The organism is Streptomyces sp. XY006 (assembly GCF_002237655.1).
Lineage (GTDB): Bacteria > Actinomycetota > Actinomycetes > Streptomycetales > Streptomycetaceae > Streptomyces > Streptomyces levis.
In genome coordinates this window covers 83,496-109,943 of the sequence record NZ_NOKT01000001.1, presented here as the reverse complement: position 1 = coordinate 109,943, position 26,448 = coordinate 83,496, and the positions used below count along the sequence as shown (strand labels likewise).

The 26,448-nt window shown below is 71.9% G+C and carries 26 protein-coding genes; 13 read left to right on the top strand and 13 right to left on the bottom strand.

Features of this window, described 5'->3' with window-relative positions:
* Positions 1-12: 12 nt before the first annotated feature.
* From CHR28_RS00530 to CHR28_RS00515, 4 genes are all read right to left on the bottom strand, one after another.
* Positions 13-795: a carbonic anhydrase gene (locus CHR28_RS00530; protein WP_179272267.1), complete on the bottom strand. Its 783-nt coding sequence runs from the start codon at positions 793-795 to the stop codon at positions 13-15.
* Between the two features lie 195 nt (positions 796-990).
* Positions 991-3,216: a catalase/peroxidase HPI gene (gene katG / locus CHR28_RS00525; protein WP_094051379.1), complete on the bottom strand. Its 2,226-nt coding sequence runs from the start codon at positions 3,214-3,216 to the stop codon at positions 991-993.
* 50 nt (positions 3,217-3,266) lie between these two features.
* Positions 3,267-3,704, bottom strand: coding sequence for a Fur family transcriptional regulator (locus CHR28_RS00520; RefSeq protein WP_094051378.1), 438 nt, complete (start codon positions 3,702-3,704; stop codon positions 3,267-3,269).
* Positions 3,705-3,879: 175 nt separating this feature from the next.
* A complete protein-coding gene (locus tag CHR28_RS00515) occupies positions 3,880-4,770 on the bottom strand; it encodes a hypothetical protein (RefSeq protein WP_094051377.1) in 891 nt (296 codons plus the stop codon).
* Positions 4,771-4,937: 167 nt separating this feature from the next.
* On the opposite strand from CHR28_RS00515, the gene CHR28_RS00510 reads away from it, so the two are divergent.
* Complete coding sequence (locus tag CHR28_RS00510; RefSeq protein WP_094051376.1) at positions 4,938-6,383, top strand: glyceraldehyde-3-phosphate dehydrogenase; 1,446 nt, start codon at positions 4,938-4,940, stop codon at positions 6,381-6,383.
* A gap of 139 nt (positions 6,384-6,522) precedes the next feature.
* Here CHR28_RS00510 and CHR28_RS00505 read toward each other — a convergent pair whose 3' ends face one another.
* Positions 6,523-6,696, bottom strand: coding sequence for a CsbD family protein (locus tag CHR28_RS00505; RefSeq protein WP_094051375.1), 174 nt, complete (start codon positions 6,694-6,696; stop codon positions 6,523-6,525).
* Positions 6,697-6,911: 215 nt separating this feature from the next.
* Between CHR28_RS00505 and CHR28_RS00500 the strand changes: the two genes are divergently transcribed.
* Positions 6,912-7,970 (top strand): methyltransferase domain-containing protein, encoded by a 1,059-nt coding sequence (locus CHR28_RS00500; RefSeq protein WP_094051374.1) that lies wholly within the window; start codon positions 6,912-6,914, stop codon positions 7,968-7,970.
* A 149-nt stretch (positions 7,971-8,119) separates the two neighbouring features.
* Here the strand turns inward: CHR28_RS00500 and CHR28_RS00495 are convergent, their stop codons facing one another.
* On the bottom strand, positions 8,120-9,793 hold the full coding sequence (locus tag CHR28_RS00495; protein WP_094051373.1) for a hypothetical protein: 1,674 nt from the start codon (positions 9,791-9,793) through the stop codon (positions 8,120-8,122).
* A gap of 348 nt (positions 9,794-10,141) precedes the next feature.
* Here CHR28_RS00495 and CHR28_RS00490 point away from each other — a divergent pair, with 348 nt between their 5' ends.
* Positions 10,142-10,969 (top strand): SAM-dependent methyltransferase, encoded by an 828-nt coding sequence (locus tag CHR28_RS00490; protein ID WP_094051372.1) that lies wholly within the window; start codon positions 10,142-10,144, stop codon positions 10,967-10,969.
* 69 nt (positions 10,970-11,038) lie between these two features.
* Here the strand turns inward: CHR28_RS00490 and CHR28_RS00485 are convergent, their stop codons facing one another.
* Together CHR28_RS00485 and CHR28_RS00480 are read right to left on the bottom strand one after the other, a co-directional pair.
* The gene (locus CHR28_RS00485; protein WP_094051371.1) at positions 11,039-11,953 is read right to left on the bottom strand and encodes a helix-turn-helix domain-containing protein; all 915 of its coding nucleotides are present in this window, start codon (positions 11,951-11,953) and stop codon (positions 11,039-11,041) included.
* A 178-nt stretch (positions 11,954-12,131) separates the two neighbouring features.
* Positions 12,132-12,362: a DUF397 domain-containing protein gene (locus CHR28_RS00480; RefSeq protein ID WP_094051370.1), complete on the bottom strand. Its 231-nt coding sequence runs from the start codon at positions 12,360-12,362 to the stop codon at positions 12,132-12,134.
* Between the two features lie 297 nt (positions 12,363-12,659).
* Between CHR28_RS00480 and CHR28_RS00475 the strand changes: the two genes are divergently transcribed.
* The 5 genes from CHR28_RS00475 to CHR28_RS00455 all read left to right on the top strand — a co-directional run bounded on the left by CHR28_RS00475 (position 12,660) and on the right by CHR28_RS00455 (position 18,700).
* A complete protein-coding gene (locus CHR28_RS00475) occupies positions 12,660-13,121 on the top strand; it encodes an ATP-binding protein (RefSeq protein ID WP_256984046.1) in 462 nt (153 codons plus the stop codon).
* A gap of 28 nt (positions 13,122-13,149) precedes the next feature.
* Positions 13,150-13,698: a hypothetical protein gene (locus CHR28_RS00470; RefSeq protein ID WP_094051368.1), complete on the top strand. Its 549-nt coding sequence runs from the start codon at positions 13,150-13,152 to the stop codon at positions 13,696-13,698.
* A gap of 127 nt (positions 13,699-13,825) precedes the next feature.
* The gene (locus CHR28_RS00465; RefSeq protein ID WP_179272266.1) at positions 13,826-16,561 is read left to right on the top strand and encodes a SpoIIE family protein phosphatase/ATP-binding protein; all 2,736 of its coding nucleotides are present in this window, start codon (positions 13,826-13,828) and stop codon (positions 16,559-16,561) included.
* Between the two features lie 128 nt (positions 16,562-16,689).
* Positions 16,690-18,054: an FAD-dependent oxidoreductase gene (locus tag CHR28_RS00460; protein WP_094051366.1), complete on the top strand. Its 1,365-nt coding sequence runs from the start codon at positions 16,690-16,692 to the stop codon at positions 18,052-18,054.
* A gap of 142 nt (positions 18,055-18,196) precedes the next feature.
* Positions 18,197-18,700, top strand: a complete 504-nt coding sequence (locus tag CHR28_RS00455; protein WP_094051365.1) for a lamin tail domain-containing protein — start codon at positions 18,197-18,199, stop codon at positions 18,698-18,700.
* 21 nt (positions 18,701-18,721) lie between these two features.
* On the opposite strand, the gene CHR28_RS00450 is transcribed toward CHR28_RS00455, so the two are convergent.
* A complete protein-coding gene (locus CHR28_RS00450; protein ID WP_094051364.1) occupies positions 18,722-19,321 on the bottom strand; it encodes a TetR/AcrR family transcriptional regulator in 600 nt (199 codons plus the stop codon).
* Positions 19,322-19,451: 130 nt separating this feature from the next.
* On the opposite strand from CHR28_RS00450, the gene CHR28_RS00445 reads away from it, so the two are divergent.
* Positions 19,452-20,894, top strand: a complete 1,443-nt coding sequence (locus tag CHR28_RS00445; protein ID WP_094051363.1) for an FAD-dependent monooxygenase — start codon at positions 19,452-19,454, stop codon at positions 20,892-20,894.
* A 112-nt stretch (positions 20,895-21,006) separates the two neighbouring features.
* On the opposite strand, the gene CHR28_RS00440 is transcribed toward CHR28_RS00445, so the two are convergent.
* The gene (locus tag CHR28_RS00440; RefSeq protein ID WP_094051362.1) at positions 21,007-21,426 is read right to left on the bottom strand and encodes an arsenate reductase ArsC; all 420 of its coding nucleotides are present in this window, start codon (positions 21,424-21,426) and stop codon (positions 21,007-21,009) included.
* Positions 21,427-21,504: 78 nt separating this feature from the next.
* Here CHR28_RS00440 and CHR28_RS00435 point away from each other — a divergent pair, with 78 nt between their 5' ends.
* Both CHR28_RS00435 and CHR28_RS00430 read left to right on the top strand, forming a co-directional pair.
* Entirely contained in the window at positions 21,505-21,819 is a 315-nt protein-coding gene (locus CHR28_RS00435; RefSeq protein WP_094051361.1) for an ArsR/SmtB family transcription factor, read from the top strand.
* Between the two features lie 46 nt (positions 21,820-21,865).
* Complete coding sequence (locus tag CHR28_RS00430; protein WP_256984045.1) at positions 21,866-22,684, top strand: aquaporin; 819 nt, start codon at positions 21,866-21,868, stop codon at positions 22,682-22,684.
* 54 nt (positions 22,685-22,738) lie between these two features.
* Here the strand turns inward: CHR28_RS00430 and CHR28_RS00425 are convergent, their stop codons facing one another.
* Complete coding sequence (locus tag CHR28_RS00425; protein ID WP_094051360.1) at positions 22,739-23,128, bottom strand: ArsR/SmtB family transcription factor; 390 nt, start codon at positions 23,126-23,128, stop codon at positions 22,739-22,741.
* 134 nt (positions 23,129-23,262) lie between these two features.
* Between CHR28_RS00425 and CHR28_RS00420 the strand changes: the two genes are divergently transcribed.
* Both CHR28_RS00420 and CHR28_RS00415 read left to right on the top strand, forming a co-directional pair.
* The gene (locus CHR28_RS00420; protein ID WP_179272265.1) at positions 23,263-24,630 is read left to right on the top strand and encodes an FAD-dependent oxidoreductase; all 1,368 of its coding nucleotides are present in this window, start codon (positions 23,263-23,265) and stop codon (positions 24,628-24,630) included.
* Between the two features lie 105 nt (positions 24,631-24,735).
* Positions 24,736-25,716 carry an alpha/beta fold hydrolase gene (locus CHR28_RS00415; protein WP_094051359.1) on the top strand — a complete coding sequence of 327 codons (981 nt, stop codon included), beginning with the start codon at positions 24,736-24,738 and terminating at the stop codon, positions 25,714-25,716.
* Here the strand turns inward: CHR28_RS00415 and CHR28_RS00410 are convergent.
* Both CHR28_RS00410 and CHR28_RS00405 read right to left on the bottom strand, forming a co-directional pair.
* Positions 25,713-25,931 (bottom strand): FAD-dependent monooxygenase, encoded by a 219-nt coding sequence (locus tag CHR28_RS00410; RefSeq protein ID WP_094051358.1) that lies wholly within the window; start codon positions 25,929-25,931, stop codon positions 25,713-25,715. The genes CHR28_RS00415 and CHR28_RS00410 overlap by 4 nt on opposite strands.
* A gap of 84 nt (positions 25,932-26,015) precedes the next feature.
* A complete protein-coding gene (locus CHR28_RS00405) occupies positions 26,016-26,390 on the bottom strand; it encodes a hypothetical protein (protein WP_094051357.1) in 375 nt (124 codons plus the stop codon).
* Positions 26,391-26,448 lie beyond the last annotated feature (58 nt).

Below are 26,448 nucleotides of genomic sequence, written 5' to 3'. Positions count from 1 at the left end.
CCGGGCGCGGTGTCAGGCGAGGCGGTGCACCCGCTGGTCGGTCAGTTCGTAGCGGGCGCCGACGATCGCGAGTTGGCCGGTGGTGATCCGGGCGGCGAGGTCGGGCTCCGCCACCAGCTTGGAGCGGACCAGGCGGACGTTGGCGTCGACGGTCGCGTCGATGCGCGCGTCACCCTCCTTGGTGTGGTCTATGGCGGGGCTGATCTGGTCGGCCAGGTACTGGATGTGCGCGGGCAGCCCGCCCCCCGACTCCTCGGCCTCGACGGCGGCCCGTACGGCGCCGCAGGACTGGTGTCCGAGCACGACCACGAGGGGTATGCCGAGCTCCAGCACGCCGTAGGCGACGCTGCCGAGCACGGCCTCGTCGAGGACCTCGCCCGCGGTGCGGACGGTCATCAGGTCGCCCAGACCCTGGTCGAAGACCAGCTCCGGGGGCACCCGCGAGTCGATGCAGCCGAGGACGACGGCGAAGGGGTGCTGACCGGCGGTCAGGCTCTGCCGTACGGCGGGCGTCTCGTGCGGGTGACGTTCCCGGTAGGTGCGCCAGCGGCGGTTGCCCTCGGCCAGTTCCCGCCAGGCCTCACCCGGGGTGCCGGGCCGCGGGTGCGTGCCCCGGGCGGGGGCGGCGGCGGTGGCGGTGCGGGCGGTGGCGAGGCCCGTGCCGAGCGCGGCGGCACCGGTCAGCGCGGTGCGCAGGAGGGTGCGGCGGACGGGGCCGCCGGTGGTCGGCAGCGCATCGGTGAGGGGGTGCGGTGCACGGCCGGCGCCTCTGTGGGCAGTCGAATCGTTGTTCACGACCAGAACGTACGCCCGAGTCCGGGCGCGGGCGCGCTCCTTGCCGTTTCATGGTCTGACTTGGGTGAGTGATGCCCTTGCCTTGAACCATTTTTGACGGTCCCTCAGGCAACGTGACGAGCCCTCGGGCGACGCGGGAACGCCCCGGGCCGGCCGGCCCGGGGCGTCCTGTCGTGCGGGGTGATCAGCGGGTGATCAGACCAGGTCGAACCGGTCCAGGTTCATGACCTTGACCCACGCCGCGACGAAGTCGTTGACGAACTTCTCCTTGGCGTCGTCGCTCGCGTAGACCTCGGCCAGGGCGCGCAGCTCGGAGTTCGAGCCGAAGACCAGGTCGGCGCGGGAGCCGGCCCACTTGACCTCGCCGGTGGCGGCGTCGCGGCCCTCGAAGGTCGTCTGGTCCTCGGACGTCGACTTCCACGTGATGCCCAGGTCGAGCAGGTTGACGAAGAAGTCGTTGGTCAGCGAGCCGGGCGTCTTGGTCAGCACGCCGAGCTGGGACTGCCGGTAGGTGGCGCCCAGCACGCGCAGGCCGCCGACCAGGACGGTCATCTCGGGGGCGCTCAGCGTGAGCAGGTTCGCCCGGTCCAGCAGCAGGTACTCGGCCGGCAGGCGGTTGCCCTTGCCGAGGTAGTTGCGGAACCCGTCGGCGGTCGGCTCCAGCGCCTCGAAGGACTCGGCGTCGGTGTGCTCCTCCGTCGCGTCCACACGGCCCGCGGCGAAGGGGACCTCCACCTGGAAGCCGGCTTCCTTGGCGGCCTTCTCGACGGCGGCGGAGCCACCGAGCACGATCAGGTCGGCCAGGGAGACCTTCTTGGCACCGGCGCCGGAGTTGAACTCCTGCTGGATGCCCTCCAGGACGCGCAGGACCTGGGCCAGCTCGTCGGGCTCGTTGACCTCCCAGCCGCGCTGCGGCTCCAGGCGGATGCGGGCGCCGTTGGCGCCGCCGCGCTTGTCGCTGCCGCGGAAGGTGGAGGCCGAGGCCCAGGCGGTGGTGACCAGCTGGGCGACGCTCAGACCCGACTCCAGGAGCTTGGTCTTGAGGGTCTTGACGTCCTCGGCGTCGATGAGCTCGCCCTCGGGCTCCGGCAGCGGGTCCTGCCAGATCAGCGTCTCCTCGGGGACCTCCGGGCCGAGGTACAGCGACTTCGGGCCCATGTCACGGTGGGTCAGCTTGAACCAGGCGCGGGCGAAGGCGTCCGCGAACTGGTCGGGGTTCTCGTAGAACCGGCGGGAGATCGGCTCGTAGATCGGGTCGAAGCGCAGCGCCAGGTCGGTGGTGAGCATCTTCGGGCGGTGCTTCTTCGTGGCGTCGTGCGCGTCCGGCACGATCTCCGGGGCGTCCTTGGCCACCCACTGGTGGGCGCCGGCCGGGCTCTGCTCCAGCTCGTACTCGAACTCGAAGAGGTTCTTGAAGAAGCCGTTGCTCCACTGGGTGGGCGTGCTGGTCCAGGTGACCTCGAGGCCGGAGGTGATGGCGTCGCCGCCCTTGCCCGTGCCGTAGGTGCTCCGCCAGCCCAGGCCCTGCTCCTCCATGGAGGCGGCCTCGGGGTCGGCGCCCACGTGGTCGGCCGGGCCGGCGCCGTGGGTCTTGCCGAAGGTGTGGCCGCCGGCGATCAGGGCGACGGTCTCCTCGTCGTTCATCGCCATGCGGCGGAACGTCTCACGGATGTCGCGGGCCGCGGCGAGCGGGTCCGGGTTGCCGTTCGGGCCCTCGGGGTTGACGTAGATGAGGCCCATCTGGACCGCGCCGAGCGGGTTCTCCAGCTCGCGGTCGCCCGAGTAGCGCTTGTCGTCGAGCCAGGTGGTCTCGGGACCCCAGTAGACGTCCTCCTCGGGCTCCCAGACGTCCTTGCGGCCGCCGGCGAAGCCGAAGGTCTCGAAGCCCATCTGCTCCAGGGCGACGTTGCCGGTGAGGATCATGAGGTCGGCCCAGGAGATGTTCTGGCCGTACTTCTTCTTGACCGGCCACAGCAGCCGGCGGGCCTTGTCGAGGTTGCCGTTGTCCGGCCAGCTGTTGAGCGGCGCGAACCGCTGCTGGCCGGCACCGGCGCCGCCGCGGCCGTCGCTGATGCGGTAGGTGCCGGCGCTGTGCCAGGCCATGCGGATCATCAGCGGGCCGTAGTTGCCGAAGTCGGCCGGCCACCAGTCCTGCGAGGTGGTGAGCACCTCGGCGATGTCGCGTTTGACGGCGTCCAGGTCGAGGGCCTGGAAGGCCGCGGCGTAGTCGAAGTCCTCACCGAGGGGATTGGCCACCTCGGGGTTCTTGGCGAGGATCTTCAGGTTCAGCCGCTCGGGCCACCACTGGCGGTTGCCGCCGCCCTGGGTCGGGTGCAGCGCCCGGTCGTGGGCCACCGGGCAGCCGCCTCCTGCCTCCTCCGACTTCGGGTCGGTGACGATCGCGTCGTGGTTCTCAGTCATGGAAATCCTTCCGGACGGGGTGGATCACGGTGCTCGGGTGGATCACGTGCTCAGGAACTGCCGGCGGTGGAACAGTCGGGGCACAGGCCCCAGTAGATGACCTCGGCCTCGTCGACGGCGAAGCCGCGGTCGTCGGAGGCGGTCAGGCAGGGGGCGTGGCCGACCGCGCAGTCGACGTCGGCGACGGCTCCGCAGGACCGGCACACGAGGTGGTGGTGGTTGTCGCCGACCCGCCCCTCGTAGAGGGCGGGGCTGCCGGGTGGATCGAGGCGGCGTATGAGTCCTGCCGCGGTGAGCGCGTGGAGCCCCTCGTAGACGGCCTGGACGGAGATGTGGCCCACCCGTCCGCGCACCTCGGAGGCGATCGCCTCGGCGCCCAGGTGGTCCCCGTCCCGCACGGTCTCGAGAAGCGCGATGCGGGCTGCCGTCACCCGCAGGCCGGCACCGCGCAGCTCCTCGGCGGTGGTCGGGGTCCGGGATGCGGTCATGCCCACAACCTAGCCACACAAACACGAACGATTCAAGAAAACGAACGGTTCAATTTTGGTGTCGCGGATGTGAGCCCTTGGGGTACCGCTGCGTCACCGGGATGTGAGCTCCGTCACGTCCCCATGATGAGGCCCGAACACCCGGCCGCGCGGCAGCGGCCCCGGCAGCGGCCCGTCAGGGTTCGGAGGAGGTCAGGCGTTCGAGCCGCTCGGCGGCCGCCGCGGCCTTGCGCGCGGCCTCCCGGACCCGGCGGTCCGCCGCGCGCGCCTCTTCCCGGGCGGTCCGCTCGGCGAAGCGGGCCTGCTGGTGTGCGCCCCTGGCCCGTTCCAGCTCCTCGGCGAGCTCGTCGACGCGCTGCTGGTGGCGCTCGACCTGCTGCTTCGCCTCCTGAGCCGCCCGGCCGGCGGACTCGGCCCCGTCCCGCAGCGTGCGCAGCTCACGGTCGGCGGCCTCGGCGGCCTGCCTCGCCTCGGCCAGACGCCGCCGGCGCTGCTCGTCCGCCTTGCCGTCCTTGACCGCCCTGCCCTTACCAGCGGGTTTGCTTCGGCCCGGCGCGGTCGCACCGGCCCGGGCGGGGACGGCCCCGGCGACGGCCGGGAAGCCGACGGCCGCGCTGAGCGGCTTGGCGAGCCGGCCGGTCGCCCAGGCCTCGGCGGCCTCGGGGTCGGCGAGCACGGCGTGCAGGGTGTTCTCGACCTCGCGCTGCACGCTCTCGCTGATCGGATGACCGGCCTGCGCGGCGAGCTGCCTGGCCTGCAGGGACAGGGCGCGGATCAGCGCGTGCTGCCGCCGGCTCAGCTCCCGCAGCTGGGCACCGTCCAGGTCCTGGTGCGCCCGGCGCAGCCCCTCGCCCAGCCGGAGCAGGGGCTCCACCTCGCCCGGGCGGCTGCGGACCAGGTGGTTGCTGACCCAGGCGGCGAGGCTGGGCTTGCGCAACGCACCGATCCGCGCGGCGAGTTCCCGGTCCCCCGCGGTGCGGGCGGCGGCCACGGCCGAGGCCCGGGCGGCGGTGAACTCCTCCGGCCGCAGGGCGTACAGCTCGTCGGCCACGGCATCCAGGTCCATGCGCGTCCCTTTCGCACGGCGGCTCCGAAGCTCCGAGTCGATCGTCTCAGGCCGGGCCGTGCGAGGCGCGCGGAAAGCCGCAGCCGGGGTCTCGCGGGCACCCCCTTCCTCGGCCGGAATATCGACGGTTTAACATATGAGCGCCGCCTAGCTCGAAAGATGGACTCGTGACTGTCAACGACGACTCGTTCACCAACTGGAAGAACCGCGAGGAGATCGCGGAGTCGATGATCCCGATCATCGGGAAGCTGCACCGGGAGCGGGACGTGACGGTCCTGCTGCACAGCCGCTCCCTGGTGAACAAGTCGGTGGTCAGCATCCTCAAGACCCACCGGTTCGCCCGCCAGATCGCGGGCGCGGAGCTCTCCGTCACCGAGACGCTGCCCTTCCTCAAGACGCTCGCCGAGCTCGACCTCGGCCCGTCCCAGATCGACATCGGCATGCTCGCCGCGACGTACCGCGAGGACGACCGCGGACTGTCGGTCGCCGAGTTCACGGCGGAGGCCGTCGCCGGTGCCACCGGCGCCAACAAGATCGAGCGCCGTGAGGGCCGGGACGTCGTCCTGTACGGCTTCGGCCGCATCGGCCGGCTGGTCGCCCGGCTGCTGATCGAGAAGGCCGGTTCGGGCAACGGACTGCGCCTGCGGGCCATCGTCGTGCGCGGAGGCGGTGAGCAGGACATCGTCAAGCGCGCCTCGCTGCTGCGCCGGGACTCCATCCACGGCCAGTTCCAGGGCACGATCACCGTCGACGAGGCGACCAGCACGATCGTCGCCAACGGCAACGCCATCAAGGTGATCTACGCGAACGACCCGTCCGAGCTGGACTACACGGCGTACGGCATCAAGGACGCCATCCTCATCGACAACACCGGCAAGTGGCGCGACCGCGAGGGCCTGTCGCAGCACCTGCGCCCCGGTATCGACAAGGTCGTGCTGACCGCGCCCGGCAAGGGCGACGTCCCGAACATCGTCCACGGCGTCAACCACGACACCATCAAGCCGGACGAGCAGATCCTGTCGTGCGCGTCCTGCACCACGAACGCGATCGTGCCGCCGCTGAAGGCGATGGACGACGAGTTCGGCGTGCAGCGCGGCCACGTGGAGACCGTCCACTCGTTCACCAACGACCAGAACCTGCTGGACAACTACCACAAGTCCGAGCGCCGGGGCCGGTCCGCGCCGCTCAACATGGTCATCACGGAGACCGGTGCCGCCTCCGCCGTCGCCAAGGCGCTGCCCGACCTCAAGGCGAAGATCACCGGCAGCTCCATCCGGGTGCCGGTGCCGGACGTGTCCATCGCGATCCTCAACCTGCAGCTCGCCCGGGAGACCACCCGCCAGGAGGTCCTCGACTACCTGCGCGAGGTCTCGCTGACCTCGCCGCTGAAGCGCCAGATCGACTTCATCAGCGCCCCGGACGCGGTCTCCAGCGACTTCATCGGTTCGCGCCACGCGTCGATCGTCGACGCCGGCGCCACCAAGGTCGAGGGCGACAACGCGATCCTCTACCTCTGGTACGACAACGAGTTCGGCTACTCGTGCCAGGTGATCCGGGTCGTGCAGCACGTGTCGGGCGTGGAGTACCCGACGTTCCCGGCTCCCGCGGTCTGATCCCCCGCGGTCCGATCGCGGAGAGCACACGGAAGGCGCGGGGCGTGCGGGCCCCGCGCCTTCCTCATGGCCTCAGCACGAGCGGTACGTGCGCACCGCGGCACGTGCTCACCATGTGCGGTACGTGCTCACCGCGTGCTCAGTGCTTGAAGACGTCCTTGGTCTTCTCCTTGGCCTGACGGGCGTCGCCCTTCGACTGCTGCGCGCGGCCCTCGGCCTCCATGCGCTCGTTGCCGACGGCCCGGCCGATCGTCTCCTTGGCCTTGCCCTTGGCCTGCTCGGCCTTCGCCTTGGCCTTCTGTTCTCCAGCCACTCTTCGTTCACTCCCAGTCGTGTCCGACGTCGGGGTCACTGTCCGGGTGACCTTGAAAGGGGAGGTCCAAACCCACCGGGCCGATTACACTCCCGCCCATGACGTACTTCTTCCACCTCCGCTAGGCACCGTCGGCGAAGCGAGGACCCCCCGTCGCCGACGACGCGGGGCAGCGGAGCGCTGCCCCGAGTGCCGACGTGGAAGAAGAACACCCCATGCACACGCCCCTCGTGGCGCGCTGTCTGCGCGGCCTGGAGTCCCTGGTCGCCGCCGAGGTCGTCCGGTCCGGCCTCGGCGCGGTCACCGATCTGCGGCACCGCGAAGTCCACTTCCGAGCGCCCCGGTCCGCGCCCCCGCTGCGCACCGCCGACGACGTGTTCCTGCTCGCCGCCCGGCGCCCCGACGCCGGAGCCGCCCGGCAGGCCCCGCGGGAGCTCACCGCGCTCGCCGCCCTCACCGACCTCGACGGCCTGCTGCCCCTGCGGCACACGGCGACGGCGCCCACCGCGGTCGACGTCTCGGCCTCGTTCCTCGGCCGGCGCGCCTTCACCCGCTACGACGCCGAGGACGCCGTGGGCGAGGCCCTCGCCGAGCGGCTCGGCGTCCCCTACCACTCGCGCCGCACGGGTGCCGCTCCCCCGCCCGGCTCCTGCGGCTGGCGGCTGACCCTGGACGGCACGCGGGCGACCCTCATGCTGCGCGTCGACGACCGGCCGCTGCACCGCCGCCCCTACAAGCGGCACACCCTCCCGGGCACCCTCCACCCGCCGCTCGCCGCCGCCATGGCCGCGCTCGCCGACATCGGCCCGGGGCAGTCCGTCCTCGACCCGTGCTGCGGCGCCGGGACCCTGCTGATCGAGGGGGCGCTCGCCCGGCCCGACGCCCGCTTCCAGGGGTTCGACCTGTCGTCGGAGGCGGTCGGGGCGGCCCGCGCCAACGCCGGCGGGCTGCCGGTGTCCGTCCGCCGCGGCGACGCCGGCCGGCTGCCGCTGCCCGACGGGGCCGCCGACCGGGTGCTGTGCAACCCGCCGTGGGGCGCCCAGGTGACCGCCGGCGGTCTGCTCGCCGGCGCCCCCGACCGCTGGTGGACGGAAGTCCGGCGCGTCCTGGCCCCCGACGGCGCCGCCGTCCTGCTGCTGCCCGGCCGCGACGACCTGGCCGCAGCGATCCGGCACGGCTTCACGCCCGCGCACACCCAGCGGCTCCGGCTGTCCGGAGCGCAGCCGTTCCTCGTGCGCCTGACCTCGGCGGACAGCCACCGGGGCCGCCGCTGACCGGCTCCGCCCCGCACACCCGCAACCACCGTCCGACGCCCGAGCTGCTGATGTCCCTCACCCGGGATCCGGCCGCGCGGCAGCGGGACCGGCCGGCCATGACCAGGGCGCTGGAGCACGCGGGCCCGAACCGGCCGTGAGCCGTGGGGTCAGTGGCAGCAGGCGTCGGCGGCGGGCGGCTCGTCCAGGCGGCAGAAGCAGGACGCCCGGATCGGCACGTCGGCCAGGGCGGTCGCCGTCTTGAGCTGGTGGGCCACGAGGGCCGCCTCGCCGGTCTTGCCCGTGCGCAGCAGGCACTCGTGGAAGCCGTGCAGCGCCCAGACGTTGTTCGGGTGCTGCAACGGGCGGGGCAGGGTGTCGTCCAGGCCGAGGTCGGCGCGGTAGACGGCCTCGGCCTCCGCCACCCGGCCCTGCTCCAGCAGCAGGGCGCCGTAGGCGTGGCGGGTGGGCTGCATCCAGCCCCAGGGCTCGTCGTAGGGGAGGTTGTCGTCGAGCTCGATGGAGCGTTCCAGGGCGGCGAAGGCCAGGTCGTGATGGCCCCTGCGGTACTCGAGTTCGCCGTCCAGCATGGCCGCGGCGATGGCGAGGATGTCGTGGCAGGTGTTGTTGAACAGCATGCGGGTCTCCGGCACGCGGCTCACCGCCTCGTGGAACAGGGCGCGTTCGGCGTCCGCCCGGTCGATCTCGCCGGTGGCCGAGAGGGCGACGCCCCGGGCGTAGTGGCGCATCGCGGTGGTCACCGCGTACAGCTCCGGGTCGGTGGGGGCGGGCAGTTCGAGGATGTCGGCCCAGCGGCCGAAGCGGATCAGGACGTGGACGCGCATGGCCAGGAACGCCTCCAGCCAGTCGGCCATCGGAGGGCTCTCGACCCGCAGCAGGTCCTCGGGGACGGCGGCCTCCAGTCGGGCGGCGGTGTCCAGGGCGACCTGCGCCTGGCCGAGGAACATGGCCCCGTAGATCTTGAAGTGGTAGTTGTGCGCCCGGTAGAGGGTGTAGAAGTTCATGGCGCCGGCCCGGCGGTGGTACTTCTCGTCGGCGGCGATCGCCGCGGTGTTGGCCGCGACGACCTGGCGGTAGTCGCCGCACAGGACGTCCAGGTGCGAGGGCATGTGGAGCAGGTGGCCCGCGTCGGGCACGATGCCGCGCAGCCGGTCGGCGACGGTGAGGGCCTGCTCCGGGGTCGGGGACATCTCCATGAGGTGGATGTAGAGGTGGAGCACGCCGGGGTGCCGTGCCCCGGCCTCGGTGGCGAGGGCGCCTTCCAGCACGTCCCGGGCCTCGGGGGTGCGGGCGCCCTCGGCCGGCTGTCCGGTCTTGAGGTCCCACAGCTGCCAGGGGGTGAGGTTCATCGCGGCGTCGGCGTGGAGGGTGGCGATGTCCGGGTCGCCGGGCGCCAGTTCGTACACGGCGCGCATGGCGTCCGCGTACGGCTCGTTCCACACCGAGCAGTCCTCCACCGCCTCCGCCTGCGGGTAGCGAGCCCGCAGGGCTTCGATCAGGGCCTGCTCGACCCGGGTGGCACCGGCGGCCTTCTCATGCGCCCGTTCCACGGCGGCGTGCGTGCGCTCCACCGTCCGCACGAGTTCCTCGCCGTCGAAGAATTCCCAGGGCTTGTTGTAGTTCGGACCGAGCGCGTAGGCGATGCCCCAGTAGGCCATCGCGCACTCGGGATCGGCCTCGGCCGCCTTTTCGAAGCAGCCGACGGCCTCCTCGTGGTGGAAGGCGTACGTCCACACCAGGCCGCGGTCGAACCAGAGTTGAGCCTCGGCGGACGTGGTGGTGACGGGACGGGTGTGGGTGCCGAGGTCGTAATAGTCGCCCATGGGACTCTCCTGGAAAAGCGGCCGGAGCCGTGAGAATAGCGGCTGCGGACTCTCCCTACTTGCGGCGAATTGTCGTTTTTCCAGATTAGCGGTTCGGATCGGGCCGGGCGGGCCGCACGTCGATGCCGTGCCGCCCTCGGCCAGGCGCCGACCAGGAGATGCGGCACCGGTCGGTGACACAGAGCGGGCATAGCGTTACGTAACGTCCCCGCCGTCCGCTCCGCGCCGATCATCTTGTCGTTCGATCGTGGGCAGCTTCGCCGACGGGCTGGCACCGCTCAACTCCCGCTCCCTAGGATGTACTTCCTGTCCAGCCAGTCCCTTGGCGCGGCCCTTGCAGGGGGAACGATGCACTCCGAGAAGCAGCTGTCCACCGAGATCGACGCGACCGTGCCGACGGCAGCGCGCATGTACGACCATTACCTGGGCGGCAAGGACAACTACGCGGCCGACCGCGCCGCGTGCGAGGAGCTCGACAAGGTCGTCCCCAGCACACGCCGCCTGGCCCTGAACAACCGCCGCTTCCTCCAGCGCGTGGTGAGGACCCTCTCCGAGGAGTACGGGATCCGCCAGTACCTGGACCACGGCTCAGGCCTGCCGACGCAGGAAAACGTGCATCAGGTCGCCCAGCGCATCGACCCCACCACCCACGTCGTGTACGTCGACAACGACCCGATGGTGCTGGTGCACGGCCGCGCCCTGCTGGAGCAGGACGAGCGCACCACCGTCATCCACGCGGACATGCGCGAGACGGACCTGATCTTCGACCACCCCGACACCAAGCGGCTGATCGACTTCTCCGAGCCGGTGTGCGTGCTGTTCAACTCGGTCTTCCACTGCATCCCGGACAGCGACACCGACGGACCGCTGGCGGTGGCCCGGCGCGTCCGCGAGCGGCTCGCGCCCGGCAGCTTCATGGTGATGTGCCAGCTGGTCAGCGAGGACGCCGAGGTCCGCGAGTTCGTCACGAACTTCATGGATCAGGCGACGCAGGGCCACTGGGGCCGGGTGCGCGAGCCGAAGGACGTCGAGACGTACTTCGAGGGCCTGGAGATCCTGGAGCCGGGACTGGTGGAGGTGTCCACCTGGCGCCCGGACACGGAGGTGGCGCCGCGTCAGCTCACCCACGAGTGGATCGAGTTCGGCGGCGTCGGGCGTCTTCCCCTGGAGAAGTGACCCGACGGGCAGTGACCCGACGGGTGCCGCGGGCGGGACGGTGAACGTCCCGCCCGCGGCATCCGGGCGTCACGGGTAGCGCTGCGCCATCGTCTGCCGCAGCAGCTCCACGGACTCACGCGGCTTGAGGGCCTCGTCCGCGAGCCGGTCCAGCGCGATCCGGTACTCCTCCGTCTCGTCGCGGTCCTCAAGGAAGTTGGCGCTCCTGATGTGCTCCAGGTAGACCACGTCGGGCAGGTCGAGGCCGCCGAAGCGCAGATAGGTCACCGGGATGGCGGGGGCCGAGGCGTTCGTGACGCTGAGCGGCACGATCTGGAGCGTCACGTTGGAACGCTCGGCCATCTTCACCAGGTGCGCGAGCTGTTCCCGCATGATGTCCGTGCTGCCCAGGACCCGCAGCAGCACGGACTCGTCGATGATCGCCCACAGCTGCGGGGCCTCGGCTCGCGTCAGCAGCCGTGCCCGGTGCATGCGCAGTTCGACGCGCCGCTCCACCTCGCCGGCCGGGGCGTTCGGCAGGCCCCGCTCGACGACGGCCCTGGTGTAGGCGGGCGTCTGCAACAGCCCGGGCACGTACTGGATCTCGAAGGTACGGATGGTGGCCGCGGCCTCCTGGAGTCCGACCAGCCGGTCGAACCACTCGGGCATCAGCCGCTTGTCGTAGCGCTGCCACCAACCCGGCTCGCCGGCGCGCTGCAACAGCTTGAGCAGCACCGAGGCCTCGTAGTCGTCGGTGCCGTACAACTGCAGCAACGCGCGGACGTCGTTCTCGGTCGGCGGGCGGCGGCCCTTGCCGGACTCGATGCGGGACAGTTTCGCGGCACTGAACCCGACAGCGCGCGCCGCCTGGTCCTGGGCCAGCCCGGCGTCCTCACGGAAGCCTGCCAGCTGCACACCGACCAGCATCTTCAGCAGGGTCGGCGCCGGCTCGGACCTGTCCAGGTAGGGTTCCAGACGGGAGATACGATGCGACGCGGCGGACATCCTGACTCCCAGCAGACCGGCACAAGGGCGATTTACACTATCGCACCCGGCCGGGCCTGTGCGCATCCGCCCGGAAGAGCCGTGGAAAATGGGGAGTTGGGCTCCGCTTCACGGTTCCTTCACCGGCTTCGCTCCGCTCCCACGCGTGCCTTCCGGCGCACGGCGGTCTCCGGCGGTCTCACACGAGGTGGTCGAACTCGCCGTCCTTCGCGCCGGCCAGGAACGCGGCGACCTCCGCGGCCGTGTAGACGAGCGCCGGCCCGTCGGGGTCACGGGAGTTGCGCATCGCGATGGCCCCGTCCACGAGAGGGGCTACTTCGACGCAGTTGCCCTCGGCGTTGCTGTGCCGGCTCTTGATCCAGCAGGCGTCCAGTGAACTTGCCTGCACTCCGTTGCGCACTGGTGGCACCGCAGTCTCCTTGCTCTCCGGCCGAAGTGGTCCCGGCCCGCGTACCCGCGACGGCTTGAAACTCACGCAATTTCTCGTGCAATTGCACGGAAGCGCCGTCAGCGTGGATAATAGCCGCGGCGTCAACCCCCGTGCTGGCGCCCCGTCCTGACGTCGCATCGGGGAGATGCCGTGTCATCACCTGCGCAGCACGTACTCCGGCCGCCGAGTGAGGCCGCGGCGTACGCAGGCGCATCCGAGGCGCTCGACGGCTTTCCGGCCGGTCAGCGCGGAGTGCCGCCCTGCGGGACGCCGGGGGTGACGTCGACGCCGCCGGCCCCGCCGGGGACGGAGCCGGACTTCGGCTCCCTCGCCCCCTCGGTCGCGCTGCGCGTCGAGTGCAGCCGGGAGGGCTTCGCCCGAGCCCGGTCCTTCACCCGCCACACCCTGCACCTGTGGTCGCTCGACCACCGTTGCGACGACACCACGCTCGTCATCACGGAGCTCACCGCCAACGCCGCGACGCACGCGGCGCAGGCGGCACCCGGTGCGCCGGAGATCCGGCTGGGATTCCGCCTGGATCCGGCCCATCTGCTGGTGACCGTCTCCGACCCCGACGACCACCCGCCCGTGTACGCGCCCGGCACCGGCTCCGCCCTGGAGGAACACGGCCGGGGCCTGTGCATCGTCGACGCCCTGTCCGAGGAGTGGGGCTGGACCCCGACTCCCCCGGCGGGCAAGACGGTGTGGGCGAGGTTGTCGACCTGTCCACCCATCTGACACGACTGCCGCGGAAAGGCCCCTCGCCATGCGCAGCGCTTCGACGGAACACCCGGGTAGCGAGCGCCCACAGCGCCCCGACGCCCCGGCCGGACTGGCCCGGAAGACACCTCTCACGGCACTGGACCGCGTGCCGTGGGGCGACATCCAGGACTCCACCGGTTCGGCGGCGGCCATTCCCGTCCTGCTCGGCGGCATCGCCTGCGGCGACGCCGACACCGCCCGCTCCGCCCTGAACGACCTGCGGAAACGGATCTGCCAGTTCGGTTTCGTCGTGGAGCAGGCGACCGCCGCCACGGTGCCGTTCCTGTGGGAACTGGCGAACCACCCCCAGGTGACCGTGCGCGCCCAGATCATCCAGCTGCTCAAGAGCATCGCCGACGCCCGGCAGTGGGAGAGCACGGCCGCCGTCTACCCCAAACTGCTGAACCACCGGGAGAACCCGGTGGCGTGGGAGCGGGCGGCGCGCCAGGCGGTGCGGGCCCGCAGCGGCGAACTGGACCGGCTCATGGCGGACGAGGACACCGAGATCGCGAGAGCCACGACCGAGCTGGCCCGCTCGCTGGGCGCGGCCTGAGGCGGCCGTACGCGGCCGGTGGCCGGAACCCCGCGGTGTTCCGAAGACGTGATGAAACGGTGAGGGCCCCCTGCCACCACGGGTGACGCCCCTCGCCTCCCGGGGCCGGGCAGTGTAGACATGGCACATGGTCCGACTCTTGGGTCGATCCGGGACTCGATCGCCCCTGCGGCCCGGCTCCACGCCGTCCGCACGGCAGCCGGAGGAGACGGGTCCGGCACGGTGGCATCCGCTGGCGGGGCTGCGGTCGGTGCTGGGCGGGCGCAGCGTCGCCGGACAGGTGTTCCTGCTCGTCGTGGTGATCGTGCTGCTGCTGGTCGTGGCGGCCGTGGTGGCCCTGGTGCTGCAAGTGCGGCACGACACGACACAGGAGGCGCGCAACCGCTCGCTCGCCGTCGCGGAGACCTTCGCCAACGCACCGGGCACGGCCGAGGCACTGGCAAGCCCCGATCCCACCGCCGTGCTCCAGCCACGCGCCGAGGCCGCCCGGGAGCGGTCGAAGGTCGACTTCATCGTCGTCATGAACACCGACGGGATCCGCTACACCCACCCCAAGCCGGACCGCATCGGCAAGCAGTTCGTCGGCACGATCGCGCCGGCCCTGGCCGGGCAGGCGGTGACCGAGGAGATCGAGGGCACCATCGGGCCCCTCGTCCAGGCCGTCGTGCCGGTGAAGGACCCGGACGGCCGGGTCGTGGGGCTGGTCTCCGCCGGCATCACGACGAAGAACGTGGGCGGGACCGCCGACCGCCAGCTGCCGCTCGTGCTGTCGGCGGCCGCGGCGGCGCTCGCGCTGGCGACCGCGGGCGCCGCCCTGGTGAGCAGGCGGCTGCTGCGCCAGACCCACGGGCTGGGACCGCACGAGATGACCCGGATGTACGAACACCACGACGCCGTGCTGCACGCCGTCCGGGAGGGCGTGCTCATCGTCGACGACAAGGGCACCCTGGTCCTCGCCAACGACGAGGCACACCGGCTGCTCGGGCTGCCCGACGACGCCGAGGGCCGGCCCGTGCTCGCTCTGGGCCTCGACCCGGGCACCGCCGACCTGCTCGCCTCGGGCCGCGTCGCCACGGACGAGGTGCACCTGGTCGGTGAACGGCTCCTCGCCGTCAACCAGCGGACCACGGACCGGGCCGGCGTCCCACCGGGCAGCGTCGCCACCCTGCGCGACTCCACCGAGCTGCGGGCCCTGTCCGGCCGGGCGGAGACGGCGCGGGAACGGCTCAACATGCTGTACGACGCCGGGGTGGGCATCGGCACCAGCCTGGACGTGAGCCGGACGGCCGAGGAGCTGGCCGAGCTGGCCGTGCCCCGGTTCGCCGACTTCGCCACCGTGGACCTGTTCGACGCGGTCCTGGGGGGCGGGCAGCCGGACGCCGCGGCCTCGCTCAGCCGCACGGCGCTCAGCGGCATCCGCAAGGACGCTCCCCTCTATCCGGTCGGCGAGCGGATCCGGTTCGTGGACTCCTCCCCGCAGGGCCGCAGCCTCGGCACCGGGCGGCCCGTCCTGGAACCCCGGCTGGGCGAGGCGCCCGGCTGGCAGGCCCAGGACCTGGAGCGTTCGGCACAGATCGTGGAGTACGGCATCCACTCGCTGATCACCGTGCCGTTGCGGGCCGGGACGCTGGTGCTGGGCGTGGTCGGCTTCTGGCGCTCCGAGAAGCCGGAGCCGTTCGACGAGGACGAGCTGGCGCTGGCCGAGGAGCTGGTCGCGCGGGCCGCCGTCTCCATCGACAACGCGCGCCGCTACACGCGTGAGCACAGCATGGCCGTGACGCTGCAGCGCAGCCTGCTGCCGCGCAACCTGCCCGAGCAGGGCGCGCTGGAGATCGCCTACCGCTATCTGCCCGCCCAGGCCGGGGTGGGCGGTGACTGGTTCGACGTGCTGCCGCTGTCCGGTGCCCGGGTCGCGCTCGTGGTCGGGGACGTGGTCGGGCACGGCCTGCACGCCGCGGCCACCATGGGACGGCTGCGCACCGCCGTGCACAACTTCTCCTCCCTCGATCTGCCGCCGGACGAACTCATCGCCCTGCTGGACGAGTTGGTCGGCCGGATCGACCAGGACGAGGCCGAGGAGGAGGGCAGCGCACCGGTCACCGGCGCGACCTGCGTGTACGCCGTGTACGACCCGGTCTCCCGGCGGTGCACCGTCGCACGGGCCGGGCATCCGCCGCCGGCCCTCATCCACCCGGACGGCACCGTCGAGTTCCCGGACGTGCCGGCCGGTCCCCCGCTCGGGCTCGGCGGGCTGCCGTTCGAGACGGCGGAGCTGGAGCTGGCCGAGGGCAGCCGGCTCGTGCTGTACACCGACGGGCTGGTGGAGGACCGGGAGCGGGACATCGACGTCGGCCTGGAGATGCTGCGCGACGCTCTGGGGCGGGCCGGGAAGTCGCCGGAGGACACCTGCCGGGTCGTGCTCGACTCGCAGCTCACGGCGCGTTCCAGCGACGACATCGCCCTGATCGTCGCCCGGACGCGGGCGCTCGCCGCCGACCAGATCGCCGAGTGGCCGGTGCCGGCCGACCCGGCGGCCGTGGGCGAGGTGCGGGCGGCGGTGAGCCGGCAGCTGGCCGCATGGGGCCTGGAGGAACTGACGTTCACCACCGAGCTCATCCTGAGCGAGCTCGTCACCAACGCGCTGCGGTACGGCGGCGGCCCGATGCGGGTCCGGGTGCTGCGCGACCGCAACCTGATCTGCGAGGTGTTCGACAGCAGCAGCACCTCGCCGCACCTGCGCTACGCGACCATGACGGACGAGGGCGGACGGGGTCTGTTCCTCGTGGCCCAGCTCGCCGAGCGCTGGGGGACGCGCTATCTGCCCGACGGTAAGGTCATCTGGGCCGAGCAGCCCCTGCCATAAGTCATACTGTGGACTGCTCATAAAGTAGCCTTATGAGCCCATAGACCGGACCCGCGTACCAAGTAAGGCTTGCCTTAGTTTAGGCTTCCCGTCGAGATCGCTTGTCGCCGCTCGAAGGGAACCTGACCATGCCCCGCCCCCTGCGGGTAGCCATCGTCGGATCCGGCCCCGCCGGGATCTACGCCGCCGACGCCCTGCTCAAGTCCGAAGTGGCCGCCGAACCGGGCGTGTCCATCGACATCTTCGAGCGCATGCCGGCGCCGTTCGGACTGATCCGCTACGGCGTCGCCCCCGATCACCCGCGGATCAAGGGCATCATCACGGCCCTGCACCAGGTGCTCGACAAGCCCCAGATCCGGCTGTTCGGCAATGTGGACTACGGCTCCGACATCAGCCTGGACGACCTGCGGGCGTTCTACGACGGCGTCATCTTCGCCACCGGCGCGATGGCCGACCGGTCGATGTCGATCCCCGGCATCGACCTCGACGGCTCCTACGGCGCCGCCGACTTCGTCTCCTGGTACGACGGCCACCCGGACGTGCCGCGCACCTGGCCGCTGGAGGCCGAGAAGGTCGCCGTGCTCGGCGTCGGCAACGTGGCGCTCGACATCGCCCGCGTCCTGGCCAAGACGGCGGACGAACTGCTGCCCACCGAGATCCCGCCGAACGTCTACGAGGGTCTGAAGGCCAACCGGGCCAAGGAGATCCACGTGTTCGGCCGCCGGGGCCCGGCGCAGGCGAAGTTCAGCCCGATGGAGCTGCGGGAGCTGGACCACTCCCCCAACATCGAGGTCATCGTCGACCCCGAGGACATCGACTACGACGAGGGCTCGATCGCCACCCGGCGCGGCAACAAGCAGGCCGACATGGTCGCCAAGACGCTGGAGAACTGGGCGATCCGCGACGTCGGCGACCGTCCCCACAAGCTCTTCCTGCACTTCTTCGAGTCGCCGGTGGAGATCCTCGGCGAGGACGGCAGGGTCGTGGGGCTGCGCACCGAGCGCACGGAGCTGGACGGCACGGGCAACGTCAAGGGCACGAGCACCTTCAAGACCTGGGACGTCACCGCCGTCTACCGGGCCGTCGGCTACCTGTCCGACAAACTCCCCAAGCTGCCCTGGGACATCGACTCCGGGACCGTCCCGGACCAGGGCGGCCGGGTCCTCCAGGAGTCCGGCGAGCACCTGCAGTCGACGTACGTCACCGGCTGGATCCGGCGCGGCCCCGTGGGCCTGATCGGGCACACCAAGGGCGACGCGAACGAGACCGTGGCCAACCTCCTGGACGACTATGCCAACGGCCGGCTGCTGACGCCCGCCACCCCCGCCCCCGAGGCGGTGGACGCGTTCCTCGCCGAGCGGAACGTCCGCTTCACCACCTGGGACGGCTGGTACCGGCTGGACGCGGCGGAGAAGGCGCTGGGCGAGCCCGAGGGCCGCGAGCGCGTGAAGATCGTCGAGCGTGAGGACATGCTGCGCGCCAGCGGCGCCTGACCTCCTTACACCCGCGGGGCGGGTCCGGTGGCAATGTCATCGGACCCGCCCTTTCGCGTACTTGAACCATGTACGATCCCGGTGTTTCACCGAACCATCACATCGCCTTCACTCGAAGGCCATGCAGGGGGGACGAACGTCCATGCGCATACGCCTTGTCACCACCACCGCCGCCGCGGCCGTCGCGGCCGGAGCCCTGACCGCCCTGAGCGCGGTCCCGGCCCAGGCCGCCGAGTACAACTCCGCGCTGAAGGTCCGAGGCATCCAGTACGACGCTCCCGGGAGCGACTCCAACCGGTGTTCGGGAGGGAACACCAAGGAGGAGTACCTGACCATCAAGAACTACTCGAAGTCCACGACGGTCAACCTCAAGGGGTACGTCGTGAAGGACGCGGCGGGGAACAGGTTCACCTTCACCGCGAGTCACTCGCTCCAGCCGGGCGACTACGTGAAGCTGCGCGGCGGCAACGGGACCGACTCCGACGCCGGCAACGTCGTCTACCGCGACAACTGCAACTTCATGTGGAACAACGACAAGGACACGATCTACGTGTACAAGCCGTCCGGCGCCCCCGCCGACGTGCACTCGTACACCAAGAGCGGCTCGGACAAGGACGGCAACGGGTACATCACGTACCACGGCTGAGTCCGTCCGGCCCGGGTCCCCTCAGGGGCTCGGCGCCGTGAGATAGCGCTGCAGCGTCGGGGCCAGCCACGCCACGATCTCCTCGCGGGCCAGCCCCACGGCGGGCGGGAACCGCAACACGTAGCGCGTGAGCGCCAGTCCGAGCAGCTGCGCGGCGCAGAGTCCGGCCCGCGCGGCCGCCTGCTCGGGATCGGGGCAGACCGCGCGGGCCACCGGGACCAGTTGGTCACGGAAGACGGACTGCATCCGTTCGGCCCCTGCGCTGTTGGTCACTCCCACCCGGAGCAGCGCCGTCAGCACCTCGTTCTCCTCCCACATGCCGAGGAAGTGCGTCACGAGCGCCTGCCCCGCGTCCGCGCGGGGCAGTGCGGCGAGATCCGGCATCGACAGGTCGACGGAGACCGCAGCGGCGAACAGACCCTCCTTGTTGCCGTAGTAGCGCATGACCATGGAGGGATCGATCCGCGCGTCCTTGGCGATCGCGCGGATGGTGGCCCGGTCGTAGCCGTCGGTGGCGAAGCGCTCGCGGGCGACCGCGAGGATGGCGCTGCGGGTGTCCTCGGAGCGGCGGCGGGCGCCGCCGGAGGCCGGTTCGGCGCTCCTGCTGTGGCTGACGTTCATGCCGACAAGCGTAGGCCAACACGTGTTTGCCAACAACTGTTGACGCGAGGGGGTGGCGCGCCCTACTTTGGTCAACAGGTGTTGGTCAACGGACGTTGGCCAACGAGTGTTGGCAACCGGAGGTCATGCCATGCAGACCCAGCCTTCCGTGATCGTCGTCGGCGCCGGCCCCGCCGGTCTTCTCCTGGCCGGCGACCTCGCCGCCGCCGGGGTCCCCGTCACGCTCCTCGAGAAGCGCCCGCACCGGATCAGCAACCTCTCCCGCGCCTTCGTGCTGCACGCCCGCACTCTGGAGCAGCTCGACGCCCGGGGCCTCGCAGACGAACTGGAGTCCGCCGGGCGCCCCTTGAGCAGCCTCCGCCTCTTCGGCCGGCTCAGCATCGACCTGAGCACCCTCCCCTCCCGCTTCAACCACCTGCTCGTCCTCCCGCAGTACGAGGTCGAGAAGGTCCTGCGGCGGCGTGCCGTCGAAGCCGGGGTGGACTTCCGCCACGAGACCGAACTGACCGGGCTGACCCAGGACATGGACGGCGTGACGGTGCGGGTGCGCACGGCCGACGGGCGGACGGAGAGCCTGCGGGCCGCCCACGCGGTCGGTACCGACGGGATGCGCAGCGCAGTGCGGGAGGCGATCGGGCTGCCCTTCCCGGGGCGCTCCGCCATCCGTTCCGTCGTGCTCGCGGACGTCCGGCTCGCGGAGGAGCCGGAGAATCTGCTGACGGTCAACGCCGTCGGGGACGCCTTCGCCTTCCTCGCGCCGTTCGGGGACGGCTACCACCGCGTCATCGCCTGGAACCGCGCCCGCGACGTGCCCGACAGCGAACCGCTCGGCCTCGACGAGGTCAGGGAGGTCACCCGGCTCGCCCTCGGCCGTGACTACGGCATGCACGACGCGCGGTGGATGTCCCGCTTCCACAGCGACGAACGCCAGGTGCCCGCCTACCGCGTGGGCCGGGTCTTCCTCGCCGGGGACGCCGCGCACGTCCACACCCCGGCCGGTGGCCAGGGCATGAACACCGGCCTCCAGGACGCCGCCAACCTCGGCTGGAAACTGGCCGCGGTGGTCCGGGGCCACGCGGACCCGGCTCTCCTCGACAGCTACCAGACCGAACGTCACCCGGTCGGCAGGGCCGTGCTGCGCAGCAGCGGCGGGATCGTCCGGCTCGCCATGGCCAAGTCCCCCTGGACGCTGGCGCTGCGGGCCGCACTGACCGGCTTCCTGAACGCGGTCGGCCCGGCGCGGCGCAGGGCCGTCGGCGAGATCACCGGCATCGGCTACCGCTACCCGGCGCCCCGCGGAACCCACCGCCTCACCGGCACGCGTGTCCCGGACGTGGCCCTGGAGGGCGGCCGTCTCTACGAGGCCCTGCGCGGCGGCCGGTTCGTGCTGATCGCTCCGCAGGCGTACCGGGGCGGCGGCGGGCGCGAGGACCGGCTGACCGTGCAGCACTGGCGCAGCGGCCGGGGCTCGACCGTCCTGGTCCGCCCCGACGGATACGTGGCGTGGGCGGCGGACGCGGCGGACCCGGCAGCGATCGACAAGGCGCTCACCGCACACGTGGGGCCCCGCTGAGGCCGCCGCGCACGTGGGGTCCCGTGAGGTCGCCGACCAAGCGGGGCCCACTGAGGTCGCCGCACGAGCGGGGCCCTGCCGAGGCCGCCGCACGCGTGGGGCCCCGCTGCCGTTATGCGGTCCGCTCCGCGTCGATCTCGGCGATCAGGGCCTCCACTCGGACCCGGATCTCGTCGCGGATCGGGCGGACGGCCTCGACGCCCTTGCCGGCCGGGTCCTCCAGGGCCCAGTCGAGGTACTTCTTGCCGGGGAACACCGGGCAGGCGTCGCCGCAGCCCATGGTGATGACGTAGTCGGACGCCTGCACGGCCTCGGTGGTGAGGAGCTTGGGCGTGGCGCCGGAGAGGTCGATGCCCACTTCCCTCATGGCCTCGGCCGCGGCCGGGTTCACCCGGTCCCCCGGGACGGAGCCGGCGGAGCGGACCTCGATCCGGTCGCCCGCGAGGTGGGTGAGGAATCCGGCGGCCATCTGCGAACGGCCGGCGTTGTGGACGCAGACGAACAGCACGGAGGCGAGCGGGTCGGAGGACATCGGTTCTTCCTTCGTACGCGGATCCCGAGGGGCCGGCCGGGGTGATGCCGGCTCGGAGTGATGTGACAGTATCAGTCCATGCTGATGTCAGTCGACGCTGATCTGATGCGGGTTCTCGCGGATCCGCTGCGCTTTCGGATCGTCACGCTGCTGGCCGAGGAGACGCTCTGCAGCACGCATCTGATCGAGGAGACGGGGGCCCGGCAGACCAACCTCTCCAACCATCTGAAGGTGCTGCGTGAGGCCGGTGTCGTGGAGACGGAACCCTGCGGCCGGTTCACCTACTACCGGCTGAAGCCCGAGATCCTCTCCTCGCTGGCGGGCCGGTTCGCCGAGCTCGCCGCGACCGCGCGCGCCACCGTCGAGAACGACGTCAAGCGGTCCTGCCCCTGACGCGGCGTCCGTCGCACTGTCGCCGCCCCCGTACCGAGGAGTTCTGTTGTCCGCGACCGAGGCCACCGGGGTGACCGGGCCCGACCGAGGCGGAGAGTCCGCCACAGCCGCAGCCGCAGCCGTCGGCGCCCCGGGCGCCGAGCCGCGCCCCGCCCCGGGGTCGAACCCGCCCCGGACACCCCCGCTGACGGCCCGGGCCGCGGCGGAACTCGTCGGTACGGCGGCCCTCGTCGCGGTGGTGGTGGGCTCCGGCATCCAGGCCACCGAGCTCACCGGCGACGTCGGTCTGCAGTTGCTGGCCAACTCCCTGGCCACCGTCTTCGGCCTGGGGGTGCTCATCACGCTGCTGGGCCCGGTCTCCGGTGCGCACTTCAATCCGGCCGTCACCGTGGCCGAGTGGTGGACGGCCCGCCGCGGCGGCGCCGGGGTCGGCGCGCGCGAGGTGGCCGTGTACGTACCGGCTCAGGTGGCCGGTGCGATCGCGGGGGCGATCCTGGCGGACGCCATGTTCGGTGAGCCGCTGGTGCGGTGGTCCACCCACGACCGTTCGGCGGGGCATCTGCTGCTGGGCGAGGTCGTGGCGACGGCCGGACTGATCCTGCTGATCTTCGGCCTGGCCCGCACCGACCGGCTGCGGTTCGCCCCCGTGGCCGTCGCCTCGTACATCGGGGCCGCCTACTGGTTCACCTCGTCCACGTCGTTCGCCAATCCGGCGGTGACCATCGGCCGCGCCTTCACCGACACCTTCGCGGGCATCGCGCCCGGCTCCGTCGCGGGGTTCATCGGCATGCAGCTGATCGGCGCCGCGGTCGGGCTCGCGCTGGTGGCGGTCATCTTCATGCCCGGCCGGGACGAGAGCGCCTGACGCGAAGCGCAGGGACCGGGTGCGCCCCGCCCCGTCCGCCGGCCCGGTCGCCGCTCAGACGGCGGCGGCTCGGGCCGTGGGCGCCGTCGTCGTCAGCAGCCGGCCCATCGCGGCCAGTACGGACGGCTCGACCCGGTAGTACACCCAGGTGCCGCGCCGCTCGGAGGTGAGCAGTCCGGCCTCCTTGAGCTTCTTCAGGTGGTGGGAGACGGTCGGCTGCGAGACCCCCACGTCGGAGATGTCGCACACGCACGCCTCGCCGCCCTCGTGCGCGGCCACGGCCGAGAACAGCCGCAGCCGGACGGGATCTCCCAGCGCCTTGAACATCCGCGCGGCCGTCTCGGCCTCCTCGGCGGTGATCGGGCGCTCGTTCAACGGCGGGCAGCAGGGCACCACACCGTCGGCGGTGGAGTCGAGCAGCGGTAGCGGCTTGGCGTTCGACATGCGTCTATGTTGACACACGTCGAATCAAGAGCGGCCCTTGATTCGATGAGTGTCTATGTTGACGGCCTTCGAATCAAGTGCCATGCTGGCGACCACAGCACATCGACGAATGTCGAAATACGCAGGGAGTCGTCGTGAACCCGTCCAGCAGCGAGCTGCCCGTCGTCGTGATCGGAGCCGGTCCCATCGGTCTGGCCGCCGCCGCACATCTCACCGGCCGCGGCCTCCCCGTGATCGTCCTGGAGGCCGGGCCGGCCGCGGGTGCGGCGGTGCGCGAGTGGGCGCACGTCCGGCTGTTCTCCACCTGGGGCGAGCTCACCGACCCGGCGGCCGAGAAGCTCCTCGCCCCGGCCGGCTGGACCAGGCCCGACCCCGCGACGTACCCGACCGGTGGCGACTGGGCGGAGCGGTATCTGCAGCCGCTCGCCGACGCCCTCGGCGACACGGTGCGTACCGGCGCCCGCGTCACCGGCGTCTCCCGGGCCGGACGGGACCGGGTCGTCGACGCCGACCGTGAGGCGCAGCCGTTCGTGGTGCACGTCAGCCACGCCGACGGCCGCCAGGAGCGGCTGTTCGCCCGAGCGGTCATCGACGCCTCGGGGACCTGGGCCACCCCGGGCCCCGCCGGGGGCAGCGGCCTGCCCGCTCTCGGCGAGGGCGCCGCGGCCGGCCGGATCACCTACCGCGTGCCCGATCTCCGGGACCCGGCCGTGCGCGCCCGGTACGCGGGCAGGCGCACCGCCGTCATCGGCTCCGGGGCCTCCGCCTTCACCGCCCTGGCCGGCCTCGCCGACCTGGCCAGGGCGGACGGCGGGTCGGGCACCAAGGCGGTGTGGATCCTGCGCCGCCCCGTCTCCGGCGCCACCTTCGGCGGCGGGGAGGCCGACCGGCTCCCGGCCCGCGGAGCACTCGGGCTCGCCGCGAAGGCCGCCGTCGACGAGGGTCACGCGGAGGCCGTCACCGGTTTCCGCACCGAGGCGATCGAGCGGGACGGCGACGGTCCGCTGGTCCTGGTCGCCGAGGACGGCCGCCGTCTCACCGGGATCGACGAGGTGATCGTGCTGACCGGTTTCCGCCCGGACCTGTCGTTCCTGTCGGAGATCCGCCTCGGCCTGGACGAGCGTCTCCAGGCACCGGTCGCGCTCGCCCCGCTGATCGACCCGAACCAGCACTCGTGCGGCACCGTGTACCCCCACGGCCATCGCGAACTCGCCCACCCCGAGCAGGGCATCCACCTGGTCGGCATGAAGTCCTACGGCCGCGCCCCGACGTTCCTGGCGATGACCGGCTACGAGCAGGTCCGCTCCGTCGTCGCCGCGCTCGCCGGCGACCTGGAGTCCGCCGACCGCGTCGAACTCACCCTTCCCGCCACGGGAGTCTGCGGCGGATCCGGCCTGTTCGACGCCCCGGAGACCGACCGGAACGAGGACGGCTGCTGCGCACCGGCGCCGCGCCTGGTCCAGCTCGGCCCGGCGCCGGACGGCGGTTGCTGCGGCGCCTGAGCCGGGCCGGCCGGGTTTGCCGAACCGGCAACGCCGTTCGGGTCCGGCCGGACGGGCGCCGGATGATCGGTGGCAGAGCGCCCCTTTCCGACCGCGGGAGGATCCATGCCGCAGACGTCCGCCGCCGACCGCACACACCGCCTGGTGCCGTCACCGGCCGGCCGTGTCCACCTCGTCGAACAGGGGGACGGGCCGCTCGTGCTGTTGCTGCACGGGTTCCCGGAGTCCTGGTACGCCTGGCGTCACCAACTGCCGGCGCTGGCCGGGGCCGGGTACCGGGCGGTGGCCGTCGACCTGCGCGGCTACGGGCGCTCGTCCCGGCCCGCGGCCGTGGCGGACTACCGGATGCTCGCCCTGGTGGAGGACGCCGTCGCCGTGGTGGAGGCGCTGGGGGAAGAGTCGGCCGTGGTCGTCGGACACGACTGGGGCGCGAGCATCGCCGCGATCTGCGCGCTGGTACGGCCCGATGTGTTCCGAGCGGTGGGGCTGCTGAGCGTGCCTTACACCCCGCCCGGCGGTCCGAGGCCCAGCGACGTCTTCGCGGGCATGGGCGGCGACGAGGAGTTCTACGTCTCCTACTTCCAGGAGCCCGGCCGCGCCGAGGCGGAGATCGAGCCCGATGTGCGCGGCTGGCTCGCCGGGTTCTACACGGCCCTGTCCGCCTCGGCCGGCCGGCCCGACGGGCCCGGGCCGTACTTCGTGGCGCGTGGCGGGAGGATGCGTGACCGGTTCCCCCAGGGGCGTCTGCCCGAGTGGCTGGGCGAGGCCGATCTCGACGTCTTCGCCGGGGAGTTCGAGCGGACGGGGATGACCGGTGCCCTGAACCGGTACCGCAGCATGGACCGGGACTGGGAGGACCTGACGGGATTCGCCGGTGCCCCCGTCACCCAGCCGTCGCTGTTCCTCGCCGGCCGCCTGGACGCGTCGCTGGCCTGGCTGGCCGACGCCGTCGAGGCGTTCCCGGTCACCCTCCCCGGCCTGACGGCCCATCACCTCCTGGACGACTGCGGTCACTTCGTGCAGCAGGAACGCCCGGACGAGACCAGCCGCCTGCTGGTGGAGTGGCTCGCCGGTCTGCCGGACTAGGCGCTCGGCAGCCAGCGCGCGAGGTAGGCGCGCAGGCCCGTGAGGTCGGTGCCGCCCGCCACGTAGCCCAGGATGGCCGGGGCGCGTGACTCCCGCGCGCGGTCCAGGGAGCGGTCGACGATCCGGAACGGGGTGTCGTACGCGCGCAGTTGGGTCGCGAGGGCGAGTCCGGTCGGGCCCGCGCCCACGACCAGCACGTCCAGGGGTGCCGTCATGCACTCACCGTAGACGCGGCGGTCCGGCGTGCCGGGGCCCTCCGCGGCGTGTCCGTGGCGGAGGGCCCGTCCCGTGGTGCCGGTTCAGACCTCCAGGTCGGCCTCGATCTTGCGGAGCTGGTGGCGGGCCATCGCGAGGTTGGCGCGGCTCCCGTCGAGCACCAGGTAGAGGAACAGCCCGCTGCCGCCGCGTCCCTTGAGCAGCCGGATGAGGTGGTACTGGCTGTTCAGCGTGATGAGGATGTCCTCGATCTCCTCCTTCAGGCCCAGGTGTTCCATGGTGCGCAGCTTGGACCGTACGACGTCGGTGTTGCCGGCGGCGGCGACTTCGAGGTTGAAGTCCTTGCCGCCGCCGAGGGTGCCGAGCGCCATGCCGCTCGTGTAGTCCACGAGGGCGACGGCCGTGGCTCCGTCGATGGAGGCCAGGCATTCCTTCAGCGCGGTCTCGGTGTTGGCCATGGGTGGGTTCCTTTCCTTGGGTGTTTCCTCGGTCGGTTGGTCGGGTGGTCGTTCGGGG